Below are 12,713 nucleotides of genomic sequence, written 5' to 3' on the forward strand. Positions count from 1 at the left end.
CTGCAATTATTGTCGAAGCTCGTAACGCCCGTCTACAACTCTGTGTGGAGGCTTGTACCGATGCCACTCGCACTTCTCGCACTCACCCTCGGCGCATTCGCCATCGGGACGACCGAATTCATCGTGGTCGGATTGCTGCCCGGGGTCGCGGACAGTTATGCGGTCTCGATCCCGACCGCCGGCTGGCTCGTCACCGGATATGCCCTCGGCGTCCTCGTCGGCGCGCCGGTGATGACCGGCCTGGGCACGCGCGTGTCCCGCAAACGCATGCTGTTGATCAGCCTGCTGCTCCTGATCGCCGGCAACGCGTTGTCCGCAGCCGCACCGACTTTCGGTCTGATGCTGACCGGCCGCATCATCGCCTCACTGGCGCACGGCGCCTTCTTCGGCATCGGCGCGGTGGTCGCCGGATCGCTCGTCGCCCCGGACCGCCGCGCCGGTGCGATCGCCATGATGTTCACCGGACTCACCGTGGCGACCGTGATCGGCGTTCCGCTGAGCACCCTGCTGGGTCAGCATTTCGGCTGGCGGCTCGCTTTCGCGCTGGTCGCCGTCGTCGGCGCGCTCGCCTTCGGCGGAGTGCTGGCGCTGGTACCCGATCGGCCGGCCCCGCGAGATGCCCGGTTCACCCGGGAACTGGCGGTCCTGCGCAATCCGCAGGTCCTGCTGGCTATGGCGATGACCGTGCTCGGCTTCGGCGGTGTGTTCGCCGCCATCACCTACCTCGCACCGATGATGACCGAGGTCACCGGCTTCGCGGAAACCTCCGTCACCTGGATCATGGTGCTGTTCGGACTCGGATTCCTGATCGGCAACCTGGTCGGCGGCCGCTACGCCGACCGTCACCTGCTGCCGATGCTCTACATCACGCTGGCGGCGCTGGCCGTCGTCCTGGCCCTGTTCACACTTACCGCGCACAACAAGATCGCGGCGGCGATCACTGTCGTCCTGATCGGAGCGCTGGGTTTCGCGACCGTGCCGCCGCTGCAGAAGCGGGTTCTCGATCAGGCCGCGGCGGCGCCGACGCTGGCCTCCGCGCTCAATATCGGGGCCTTCAACCTCGGCAACGCGCTGGCCGCATGGCTCGGCGGGTCGGTCATCGCAGCGGGTTTCGGCTACACCGCTCCGAGTTGGGTCGGCGTGGTCCTGGCCACGAGCGCGCTCGGCCTGGCCCTCTGGTCGGGCGCACTGGAACGTCGCACGACACGCTCCGTCGCTGCGCCCGAAGAGCTTGTGGCCGTGGGGAATTGACCGGAGCGCCCGCCGCTATTCGACGGTGACCGACTTCGCGAGGTTGCGCGGTTTGTCGATGTCGTAGCCGCGGGTCTGCGCCACCTCGGCGGCGAAGATCTGCAGCGGCACGGTCGACAGCAGCGGCTGGAAGAGGGTCGGGGCGGCCGGGATCTCGATCAGATGGTCGGCGAACGGGCGGACCGTATCGTCGCCCTCCTCCGCGATCACGATGGTGCGGGCGCCGCGAGCCTGGATCTCCCGGATATTGCTGAGCAGCTTCGAATGCAGCACCGCGCGTCCCTTCGGGGAGGGCATCACCACGATCACCGGCAGGCCCTCCTCGATCAGCGCGATCGGGCCGTGCTTGAGTTCACCGGCGGCGAAACCCTCGGCGTGCATATAGGCCAGCTCTTTGAGTTTCAGCGCACCCTCGAGCGCGACCGGGTAGCCGACGTGGCGGCCGAGGAACAGCACCGTCGACTGATGCGCGAACCGGCGGGCGATCTCGCGGACCTGCGGCGCGGTCTCGAGCACCCGCTCCACCAGCTTCGGCATGGCCTCCAGCTCACCGAATTCGCGGGCCACCTCGTCCGGGTACTTGGTGCCGCGCGCCTGCGCGAGGGCAAGGCCCACAAGGTAATTCGCGGTGATCTGGGCGAGGAAGGCCTTGGTCGAGGCGACGCCGATCTCCGGGCCGGTGCGGGTGTAGACCACGGCATCGGATTCGCGCGGAATCTGCGCGCCGTTGGTGTTGCAGATCGCGAGCACGCGCGCCTTCTGCTCCTTGGCGTGGCGCACCGCCTCCAGCGTGTCGGCGGTCTCACCGGACTGCGAGATCGCGACCACCAGCGTGGACCGGTCCAGGACCGGATCGCGGTAACGGAACTCACTGGCCAGCTCCACCTCGACCGGAACCCGCGTCCAGTGTTCGATCGCGTACTTGGCCAGCAGGCCGGCGTGATACGAACTGCCGCAGGCCACCACGAACACCTTGTCGAATTCGCGGAGTTCCTGGTCGGCGAGGCGCTGCTCGTCCAGCACGATGCGGCCGTTGTCGAAATGGCCCATCAGCGTCTCGGCCACTCCGGCGGGCTGCTCCTCGATCTCCTTGAGCATGAAGTAGTCGTGGCCGCCCTTCTCGGCGGCGGCCAGATCCCAGTCGATGGTGAACGGCCGGGTCCGCGCCCCCTCGGTGTCGCCGGCGAAATCGGTGACCACGTAGCTGTCCGCGGTGATCACCACGGCCTGGTCCTGACCGAGCTCGACCGCTTCGCGCGTGTGCTCGATGAACGCCGTCACATCCGAGGCGATGAACATCTCACCCTTGCCCACACCGACCACCAGCGGTGTCGAGCGACGCGCGGCCACGATCGTGCCCGGATGGTCGGCATGGGTGAACACCAGCGTGAACGCGCCCTCGAGCCGGCGCAGGACGGCCAGCGCGCTGCCGACGAAATCACCGGCCGTGGGTCCGGCCGCATAGGCCCGCGCGACCAGGTGCACCGCGACCTCGGTGTCGGTATCGCTGCGCAGTTCGACCCCGGCCTCCTCGAGTTCGCGCCGCAGCGGAGCGAAGTTCTCGATGATGCCGTTGTGCACGACCGCGACCCGGCCCGCGAGATCGCGGTGCGGGTGCGCGTTGCGATCGGTGGGCGCGCCGTGCGTGGCCCACCGGGTATGTCCCATACCGGTCGTCCCGGCGAACGCGGCGGGGCCGGCCTCGGCCAGCTCGGCCTCCAGATTGGCCAGCCGACCGGCCTTGCGCTCCACCGCGATAGTGCCCGCGCCGTCCAGGATCGCCACGCCCGCGGAGTCGTAGCCCCGGTACTCCATGCGGCGCAGTGCGTCCACGACGACGCCGAGCGCGTCCCGGTACCCGACGTAGCCAACGATTCCGCACATGGTGTCCCAGCCTACTTGGGCCGCGTGGACACGCGAATCGGCCTGCTATCGCAGCAGGTGGCGGCGTGTCCGGGCCGCTCCGCTCGCGACAGTGCCGCATTCCGGGCGACTCTCGGTAGAGTTCACCCCCGTGTCGGTGTCTGTGAAATCGCTTCTGAGCATTCTGACCAGCCCGGGTCCGCACCGGGTGATGCGCGGCAACCTCGGCATCGCCGGGCAGCCCGGCGTGGTGTACACCCCCGAAGAGGGCCACAACCTGCCCGCGGTCGCCTTCGGACACGGCTGGCTCGCCGGCGCCGGCAACTACCGCCGACTGCTCGAACATCTCGCGTCCTGGGGTTTCGTCGCCGCCGCACCCGACACCGAACGCGGCCCGCTGCCCTCGCACCTGAATCTGGCCACCGACCTGCTGACCACCCTCGACATCTGCGCGGGCGTGCGGCTGGGCGGCGGCTCCATCAGCGTGCATCCGGACAAACTCGCCCTGGCGGGGCACGGGATGGGCGCGGGGGCCGCCGTCATCGCCGCCTCGCAGCGCAAGGTCGGCGCCGTGGCGGCCCTCTATCCGGCACCCACCGCCCCGAGCGCGGAAGCCCTCGCACCCCAGATCGACACCCCAGCGCTCATCGTCGCCGGCGGTGCCGACATCTCCACCGGCAACTGCACCGCGCAGGCCCTCGCCACCGCCTGGGGCGGGCCGATGTCGCTGCGCACCGTCGACAAGGCCACCCACAACGGCATCGTCGAGGGCCGTCGCGCCCTGGCCGCCCTCGGCGCCGCCAAATACGAACCGAAGACCGAACGCATCACCCGCGCCCTCCTGGTCGGCTACCTCAGCTACCAACTCCTGGGCGACAAGAAGTATCAGCCCTTCGCCGACCCCGAGGCCGACATCCCGCACACCGCGGCGGTAGACCCGGAAGCCACCGAAGAGCCCGAGCCCGAACACGTTTCGCCGCTGCAGCTCGTCCAGATGGCCCGCGCCCTGCGCAAGTAGGAGGCCGTCGACCTGCTCGCACGAGAACGGTGGGAACCGATCGTCGCCGGGCCGCGTCGGATATGTTGACGGCTGGTTCTCGACGGAGGGGTGGACAGATGGCGGACGCCGAGCGGGAGGCCGCGCGGGCGCGGAACGAGGCGTTGCGACTGGAGGTCGATTCCCTCCTGGCGACCTTCGAACAGCAGAAGCGCGAACTCGCCGACGTACAGGAACGGCTGGCCGCCACGACGGCCGAGGCCTGGTCCGCGGACAATCTGGTCCGGGTCGTCGCCAACGTCGCGGGCGTGGTGGTGGAAGTTCATCTGGAACCCGAGGCGTTCAAGCGGTCGACTCCGGAGAAACTCGGCAGGTCGATGGCCGAGGCCGCGCAGGCCGCCGCCCGTCGCGCCGCCGAATTGTCGCAGCAGGCGCTGGCGCCCATCCAGGACGTCGCCGGTGACGTACCCGACCTCTCCGACATTCTTCCGGGCGCACCCAGCATCAAGGATCTGATGAACTCGCTACTGCCCGATCCGGCGGCGAGCGCACCGGCGCAACCGGACTCGCCGGAGCCCGGGGCATTCGACGACGAGGACGAGGACGACTACTACCGCAACCGCGGCTACCTGCGGGGGGAACGATGAGCACGTTCAAGGCAGATCCGGCCGCCCTGCGAGCGACCGAGCCCCGGTACAACGACGTCTCGGACCGGGTGATCACCGCGGTGCAGAACCTGAAGCGGATCGTCGAGGCCGAGGGCCGATGCTGGGGTGACGACGAAATCGGCGAGAAGTTCGCGAAGGGATACGTCGATCCGGCCGGTAAGGCCGTCACGACCGGCGACAATCTCGGCGCCATCCTCAGCAGTATGGCGGGCAATATGCGCTCCGCGGCCGAAACGCTGCAGGCGCAGGATCAATCCAACGCCGGTGCGATCGCCCAGACCCAGTTCTGATCTGCGCCGGATATGGGTATCGAAATCCCCACCGAGCTGCAGTGGGTCGCGAAATATGTTGTCGGCGCCGGTGATTGGCCGAAGGGTGACGAGACCGCGATGCGGCGGCTCGCCGACGGGTGGGATCAACTCGCCGACGCCCTGACCGAAATCCAGACCGATGCCGGATCGGTCACCACGTCCGCCTTGGCCGCCGTCGACGGCAAGACGCACGAGGCGATCAAGGAGTTCTGGGATCAGGTCGCGGGTGACAAAGGGCTGTGGCCGGGCCTGATCGAGGAAATCAAGGGACTGAGCAAGGACCTCGACGACACCGCCACCGATATCGAACATACGAAATACGTCATCATCGCGACCCTGGTGATCTTCGCGATCCAGATGATCCAGGCGATCGCCACGGCATGTACGGGTATCGGGGCACCCGCCGCCGCGGCCGAGGAGGCCGCGGCGCAGGTCGCCGCGCGCTTGACCATCCGCCAGATCATCAAGTGGCTGATCCAGAAGATCTCCACCCGGGCGCTGGCCAAGGCCGCGCTCATCGGTGTGGCGCAGGGCGCCGGTGTCGACGCGGGCGCGAGTCTGCTGCAGATGGCGCAGGGTAAGCGCGGTGGTTTCACCGGCGAGGAAGTGAAAGGGCTGTTCGCCGAGAGCGTTTCGGGCGCTGTCGGCGGTGCGGTGGGCGCGAAGCTGGGCTCCGACGGCCTGGCCAAGGGGCTCGTCGACAAGGCCGGGTCGACTGCCGGCAAATTCGCCGCGCGCACGGCCGCCGATGCCGTCGGCGGCGCGGTCGGATCGGTCGCCGGAACCGCCGCGAGCGTCCCGTTCGGCGGGAAATTCGAGATCGACCCCACCACACTCGCGACATCGTCGGTCGCCGGGGCGGCCCAGGGTGCGGTCGGGCAGGTGCACGAGGGGCGGACCGCTCCCGCGAGCCACGAATCCGGAACGACGGACGCCGGGGAGGCGGGCAGTTCCGATTCCACTGCGGGACAGAATCATTCGAGTGGTACGCACGACAACTCGACCGGCACGCATTCGAATGACGGAACGAACTCGGCGCGGCCGGGACCGTCGTCCCCAGCGCACGACAATGCACCCGCCCCATCCCCGGCTCACGACAGCGCACAGCCGTCGCCCCACACCTCGGAGCCCGCGCCCACCGGCACCGAGACGGGCACGACCGCGCACAACACCGATTCGGCGCCCGCACCGGACCGAACCGCCCAGCCGGATCACGGGAACGGACTTCCGCAACATACGGAAAACGCCGCGCCGCAACACAACACCGGTCCGGCGGATACACCGCAAGCCCCGCACACCTCGGGTACGGAGTCCGCGCCATCCGAACATCCTGTCCCGGTGGATCATTCGGTACCCGAGCAGCCGCCCCGCCCCGGGTCGAGCCTGAACTGGGACACCGACTCGCCGTCCCCGTCCGAGACCACACATCCGGGCGCTTCCGAGACCTCGCCGTCCTCCCACGACACACCGCCGGGCATCACCCAACCGGCGCCGGACCATGCCGCACCTCAGCATCCGGATGCGAGTTCGCCCCCACACGATGCGCCGGCGACGACTCGGCCGGGATCCGACCAGCCTGGCTCACCGCATTCGGATCCGGTGACGCCGCCTTCCGCTGCGCACCCCGATTCCCCTGCGGCAGTAGCGGACCCGTCGCGACACCCGGATGCGGTAACGCCCGTCGGCCGACACGAGTCACCATCACCGCAACCCGATCCGGCGCAACCCACGGCAACGCCACACGGCAGTTCGGTCGACCCGGCCGCGGCGCCGCACCCCGGCGGGGACCGAACGCCGACTCCGGCCGAGGCCACCCCGGCAACCACCCACGCCGCGACCGCCGACACCCCCGCGGCCACGACACCGTCGGCGGCCCCCTCGATGGGGTCGCTGGGATCTCTCGGTTCCGCCGGTGGTGAAGGTACGCATCGGCCGAACACCCCGGCCCACGCGGATACACCGCACTCCGACCCTCGATCGGCAGCGCCGCACATCGGACCCGAAACCGCTTCGCGCCCGGACAATTCCCGTGCCCCGCGCGACAACGCGCGAACCGACACTCCCCCGGCGAGCAGGACCGAGTCCCCGCGTCCGGCTGTATCCACGCCGCGAACGACGGCCCGCCCGGAGCCGGGACGTCACACACCCGGCTCGACCGCCGACGACCACCCTCCGGCGCGACCTCGACCGGAGTCGGCCCCACCAGCGCGCACTCCGGAGCCGAGCCGAACACGAGTTCCCCATGACCGAAACGGGCACGCGCAGAACGGGAATACCGCCGAGCCGGCTGTCGAGCGACCGTCCGGCGCTGCCGCGAATGGTTCGGACTCTCAGGCTCCCAACGGGACTCGGACCGAGTCACCCGCGCCGGGCGATGCGCCGGGGCGTGGTTCCGCACACATGGGTGACGCAGAAACCCTGGCCCACCGCACCGGCGAGCGACACCCGGCCGACGATGCAATCGCCGCACCCCACGACCGTTCCGATGCGGAACCGGCCGAACCAGCGCGGACCGACACCGACCGCAGCGCGGAGGCGGAACCGCCCGCAGCGACGCCGCAGCCGCCCCCGCACCGCCCGGGCTTCGACCCCGCGGTGCACGCATACGTCGCCCGCCACAACGACGGCCGGATGATCCACATGGATCCCTTCTACTCCGGCCGATACAACCCCCACATCGACCGCTACCAGCCCACGCCGGAGGAGATCTCGGCGGCCCGCGCCCACCCGCCCGGGGAAAGCCCGCACGATCTGGAAGTCCGCCGCTGGGAGGAGCACCGCGCCCGGACAACGGAAGAGCCTGCCGCACAGGAGCTTTCACCTGCCCACGCGCGCGAGTCCGCAACCGCCCTCGACTCGTCCCCGGAGAGCACAGCTCATCCGGAGCGCCCCGCCGAGCGCACTCCCACACCGAGCGATCGCGCCGGAACACCGCACGAGCGGAACACGCCCCCACCCGAACGCACCGCCGCCGCCGCCCACGATCGTCCCGCCAACACCTCCGAACACCCGGCCCGTCCAGCCGAACGCCCGGAAACCTCACCGCTGCGCCGCGAACCCGAACCGGCAACCCCACCCCGCTGGGCCCACCACGACCCGAACTTCCTCGACAACGCCATGCGCCCCCCGGAATGGATGCGGCGCAGCGCAACCCCGTCGCACAGCACCCACCCGGCACCGCATCGCGAATCACCCCGCCCGAACCACCCGCACCCGGAAGCCCCCCGGCCGAACGGATCACACCCGGAGACGCCGCGCCCGAACCACCACTCCGGCGAGCCGGCACCTCGCCCGGAGTCAGGTCCCCGACCGCGTCCAGAGGGCACACCACATCCGGAAACACCGCGCCCCTCGCATCGGCCGGCCGAGCCGTCACCAGCCCGCCCCGAACCAGCCGCGCGGACACAACCGGAGCGGGCGGGCCGACCACATCCCGACCCCTCGGCCGGTCCCGGACGCCGTCCGGTTCCGGGGCCCGAAGCCCGCAACACGGCCCGACCGACAGGCGCCACAACACATCCCGGCGCCCACGGACCCGCCGCCGACAACCATGCCGTGCACCCCTCGCCCACCCATCCGGCGAACCCGCGTCCGCACAATGGTGTGCCCCACGAGGGTGGCCATCCCGCTGCGCCAGCCGATTCACCGCAGCATCGGCCGAACCACCCCGCGAACGAACACGGGAGCTTCGTCGGGCAGGACGGATATCGTCACTTCTCGACCGACGCGGCCGGTGAACAATACGGCGAGCGAGTGCTGGGACACGTCCTCGAAAGCCTGCCGCCGGAACTCCGCAACGCCGTCCACGCCTATACCGTGCAGTCGCTGCCCAACGGGTTCCTCCGCGCCGGTGATACCCTCGGAAGCGTCGGGCATTACTTCCAACATCTCGAGAACGAAAGTCACGGCGTCCACGCGTTGGCGCCGCTCAACGGCGGCAGGATGCCCGGGAGTCGCGCCGAGCTCGAGAACATGTTGCGCAACCCGCATGCGACGGACGTACAGCGGGCGTGGATCCAGCACACGCTGGCGGCGCCGGATGTCTTCACGCGCGTGAACGAGATGTGGGGCAACTACCAACGCCACAACCAGCTTCACGGATACTTCGGTGAGCCACCGACTGTCGATGCCTTCCGCCGCAGGATCGCCGCGATCGACGCGGCCTTGAACCGTCCGCTGCCTGAACCGGTCAGCGCGATCCGCGGGATGCACGACATCTCTTTCCTCACCGCCGGAGACGGCCGACCGCTCGGCTCACGCGATCCACGCGAGCTCATCGGTGTGTCACAAACCGAACGCGGCTATATGTCGACCTCTCTCGGCGCCAATCCAACTGTGGTCGACGGAAGACCGTTCGAATACCGCATGCGGCTCGACCTGCCGGAAGGCACACACGGTCTGTGGATGGGACAGCGCAGTGCCTACCCCGATCAGCGCGAACTGATCCTTCCCCGGGAGACCGAGTACCGCATCGTCAACGTGACGCAGATTGGAACGGCCAACGGGCGCCCCGTTTTCGAGATCCATGCCGAGGTGGTTCCGCACTCTTCCCCATCTCGACCGGACGGACACCCGGCGGAACCTGCTCATCCTGAGACCCCGCGATCTCAATCACGCCCGAGCGACGTCACTCCTGCCGGGCGTCACGAAATGCCGACGTCTCGGGACACCAACCCGTCACCCGAAAACGCGCGCGTCGCAAGACAGTCGGAGTCCCCCGCACCGAACCGCGCCGTTGCGGAATCGCCCACGCCGTCACCAACCAGCCATCCTCACCATGAAGCCTCGGCACCTTCACGTTCCGAACAACCTCGCCGTTCGAACCCATCCACCGCCCACACGGCGACGGCACGCGCTGCCGAAGATGTCGCGCCCGAAAGAACCACCGGCATGCATGCCGATGCGGGAGCACCCGCTACTCGGGCCGGAGAACGATCTGCGCCGTCGCATTCGGCCGAAGGCTCGCCACCGTCCGCGCGGCCGGCTCCGCACTCTTCCGATCGTGGGAGCACTGAGCCGACGGCACCTTCGGCACACTCCGACCGCCCATTACCGGACAGCCGTAACCATTCGCCGGAGCGGCATTCAAGGGAAGACGGGACGTCCACCGCAGGCGCGGCACAGCCGCGTGGAGAGATGCCACCACGACACGGTGGTGAGACGGCTGCGCGCGGCGACCACGACACGAGACATCCAGAAGACATCCGGCGTTCCGAAATGCGGTCCGACCCCGCCCGCCGAGACGAGCAGCGGGATCAATCGAGGTCCGACCGCTCCGAAACGCGTTTGCACGATGACAACGCGCCCCAGCGGCACAACGAACCCACCGCCGACCAACGGCGCGCATTGCACGCGTATACCGATCCGGACGCCGGTCTCTACACCGACCTGAACAATCGACTGCGCGATAATTCGGAGCTCGACCCGACACAGCATCAACTCGCTCAGGACATCTCTGCAGGACTCGGCAACCTGCCCGCCCACGCCGGCACAGTGTGGCGTGGTACGTCGTTGTCCCCCGAAGAGCTGGCGCGCTATATACCCGGCGAAACCGTCACAGAGGCCGCCTTCACCAGCACGTCCCGCGACCCCAGACGCATCTTCACCGGCAATGTCGAGTTCGTCATCCACTCGAGCACCGGGCGCGATATCTCCGGCCTTTCTGCACGCCCCGGCGAACGCGAAGTGCTGTTCGATCGAAACACGACGTTCGAGGTCCGAGGCGTTGTCCACGACCCCAGTGCCGGCCTTTTCGGCCGCACACGCATCTATCTCTACGAATCGCCGCCGCAGCACTCGGAGCACCCCAGCGAGCACTACGAGACCCATGAAAACCCCGGGGCTGAACACACTGCCGGGTCTTCGGAGCATTCGGCCGAACCGGCCCCCCCGGTCCTGCACGGCACCGACCGGACCGCCATCGGGGACGACCCTCAGACCCGCCGGGTCTACGAAAACCTCCGGAACGAAGGCGAACACGACGTCATCGTTCACGGCAACCGCTTCGGTCGCCCTACACCGGGAAACGAAGGAGAGACCGACCCGCACCACGTCGCCGAAGCTATCCGCAACAATCCTGACTACCGACCGGGCACCCCCGTCCGACTCGTCGCTTGTCACGCAGGCAACGACATCGGCTGGGCACAACGGCTGGCCGACGAACTGGGTGTCCCGGTTCGCGCCCCGTCCGACACCGTCGGCGTCCGCCGAGCCCCGGACTCGCCGGCTGTGGTTCACGACGGCGGACACTGGGTGACCTTCCACCCGAGCGAAACTCATTCGTCTGCCAACGAGCCGACACATCACGCCCCGGACCCGAACGCACCACACACGACCGACGGCCATCGCGACGGCTGGGACATCATGGCCGACTCGGAGCCGGATCCGCCGAACCATCCACGCCTTCCGCACGATCACAGCACGGCTCCTCTGTCGAACGAACCAAAGGAGATAGCCCACCTGGGCGATCACCCGGGAGGCGTGGAACGCGATGAGCACGGTCTGATCAGCGCGGTCGATGGCCGACCGGTGGAGCAGTATACCGACGCGACCGCGCGTGACCGGGCGAACCAATTTCGAGCTGCTGCCCAAGACAACAGGCCGCGGCCAGGTGAGTCACAGCAGCAGGCAACCAAACGAGTCCTTCGGAGCCAGCGCGAGGGCACCTACGTGAGTCCAAGCACCCACGGAAGCGTGAACGCTGTCGTGGTGGACCGCAGGACGGGAAGCGTGTATGAGGGCACAAACGGCGACGGCAGCAGCCTGATTCCTCAGAATCGCTTACATCCGGCCTTGGCGGAAAATCTCCGCAAGATGCAGGAACTCGGCCGGCAACAGCCCGGTGGTGGATATCCAGAGCTCGATCGGAACGGATATCCAGAAACTCTGAGACGCGACTATCCCGGCTATCCACAGGGCACCAGACCACATCCGCATTTCGATAACCCACTTGGGCATGCCGAGGTCAAGGCAGCCAATGAGGCATTGTGGGCTCGCGAGCGAGAAAACGAGATACGCCGAGCCACCGGCCGGATCGAGCTCCCCACCGGCGCCGATGCTTTGGCCGAGCTGTATTCCCAGACGTATCGCCCGTTCCGCCCGGATGCTCCTCAGCCGGTGCCCTATTGCGCGAACTGCCACCATATGATGGGGGCAGCACAAAATTACGCTGGCCGACATGAGGGGTTCCCGCCGAGCGCAGACAACCTCGTTGATGCATATCGAGAACAGGACGACACGAAATGAGCCGAATCGATATCAACACCGACCCCGTCGACTGGGGCGACGACCTGCGCCTCGAGTATCAAGGGGAGCCCTATACCGGCGAAGTCGTGGAAACACTCGGCGACCAGCTGCTGTCGCAGGAGTTCTATGTGAACGGAGTCCGCCACGGGCCGAGCCGAAAGTGGTGGGCCGATGGACATATGATGTCGGAGGGCGAAATGGTGGCCGGCAGCCCGTCCGGCATCTTTCGGAAATGGCATCACAATGGTCGTGTGTCCGAGGAGGATCACTTCGATGAAAACGGGATGCTGACTGTCCGGCATCGATGGGACGAGGAAGGCAACAGCTTGGACGATAATGGATTTTCAGCAAATTCCTCCGCGTGACAACTGACGGAAT

7 protein-coding genes are annotated in these 12,713 nt (G+C 68.2%); 6 read left to right on the forward strand and 1 reads right to left on the reverse strand.

Annotated features, from left to right (window positions below; genetic code table 11):
* Positions 1 to 60: 60 nt before the first annotated feature.
* Positions 61 to 1,251, forward strand: a complete 1,191-nt coding sequence (locus tag C8258_RS30350; RefSeq protein WP_106958057.1) for an MFS transporter — start codon at positions 61 to 63, stop codon at positions 1,249 to 1,251.
* A gap of 15 nt (positions 1,252 to 1,266) precedes the next feature.
* Here C8258_RS30350 and glmS read toward each other — a convergent pair whose 3' ends face one another.
* Positions 1,267 to 3,135, reverse strand: coding sequence for a glutamine--fructose-6-phosphate transaminase (isomerizing) (gene glmS / locus C8258_RS30355; protein ID WP_106958058.1), 1,869 nt, complete (start codon positions 3,133 to 3,135; stop codon positions 1,267 to 1,269).
* A gap of 130 nt (positions 3,136 to 3,265) precedes the next feature.
* Here glmS and C8258_RS30360 point away from each other — a divergent pair, with 130 nt between their 5' ends.
* The 5 genes from C8258_RS30360 (at position 3,266) to C8258_RS30380 (ending at position 12,700) form a co-directional block, all read left to right on the forward strand.
* Positions 3,266 to 4,132, forward strand: coding sequence for a dienelactone hydrolase family protein (locus C8258_RS30360; protein WP_106958059.1), 867 nt, complete (start codon positions 3,266 to 3,268; stop codon positions 4,130 to 4,132).
* A 98-nt stretch (positions 4,133 to 4,230) separates the two neighbouring features.
* A complete protein-coding gene (locus C8258_RS30365) occupies positions 4,231 to 4,758 on the forward strand; it encodes a YbaB/EbfC family nucleoid-associated protein (RefSeq protein WP_106958060.1) in 528 nt (175 codons plus the stop codon).
* On the forward strand, positions 4,755 to 5,069 hold the full coding sequence (locus tag C8258_RS30370) for a WXG100 family type VII secretion target (protein WP_106958061.1): 315 nt from the start codon (positions 4,755 to 4,757) through the stop codon (positions 5,067 to 5,069). The genes C8258_RS30365 and C8258_RS30370 overlap by 4 nt, the downstream gene beginning before the upstream one ends.
* 12 nt (positions 5,070 to 5,081) lie before the next feature.
* Positions 5,082 to 12,335 (forward strand): ADP-ribosyltransferase, encoded by a 7,254-nt coding sequence (locus C8258_RS30375; protein WP_106958062.1) that lies wholly within the window; start codon positions 5,082 to 5,084, stop codon positions 12,333 to 12,335.
* Positions 12,332 to 12,700: a toxin-antitoxin system YwqK family antitoxin gene (locus C8258_RS30380; protein WP_106958063.1), complete on the forward strand. Its 369-nt coding sequence runs from the start codon at positions 12,332 to 12,334 to the stop codon at positions 12,698 to 12,700. The genes C8258_RS30375 and C8258_RS30380 overlap by 4 nt, the downstream gene beginning before the upstream one ends.
* Positions 12,701 to 12,713 lie beyond the last annotated feature (13 nt).

The organism is Nocardia sp. MDA0666, from assembly GCF_003023875.1.
GTDB classification, from domain to species: Bacteria; Actinomycetota; Actinomycetes; order Mycobacteriales; family Mycobacteriaceae; genus Nocardia; species Nocardia aobensis.

Coding starts and splice junctions, on each gene's coding strand:
- C8258_RS30350 (WP_106958057.1), top strand. CDS start 61: ATGCCACTCGCACTTCTCGCACTCACCCTCGGCGCATTCGCCATCGGG.
- glmS (WP_106958058.1), bottom strand. CDS start 3,135: ATGTGCGGAATCGTTGGCTACGTCGGGTACCGGGACGCGCTCGGCGTC.
- C8258_RS30365 (WP_106958060.1), top strand. CDS start 4,231: ATGGCGGACGCCGAGCGGGAGGCCGCGCGGGCGCGGAACGAGGCGTTG.
- C8258_RS30370 (WP_106958061.1), top strand. CDS start 4,755: ATGAGCACGTTCAAGGCAGATCCGGCCGCCCTGCGAGCGACCGAGCCC.
- C8258_RS30375 (WP_106958062.1), top strand. CDS start 5,082: ATGGGTATCGAAATCCCCACCGAGCTGCAGTGGGTCGCGAAATATGTT.
- C8258_RS30380 (WP_106958063.1), top strand. CDS start 12,332: ATGAGCCGAATCGATATCAACACCGACCCCGTCGACTGGGGCGACGAC.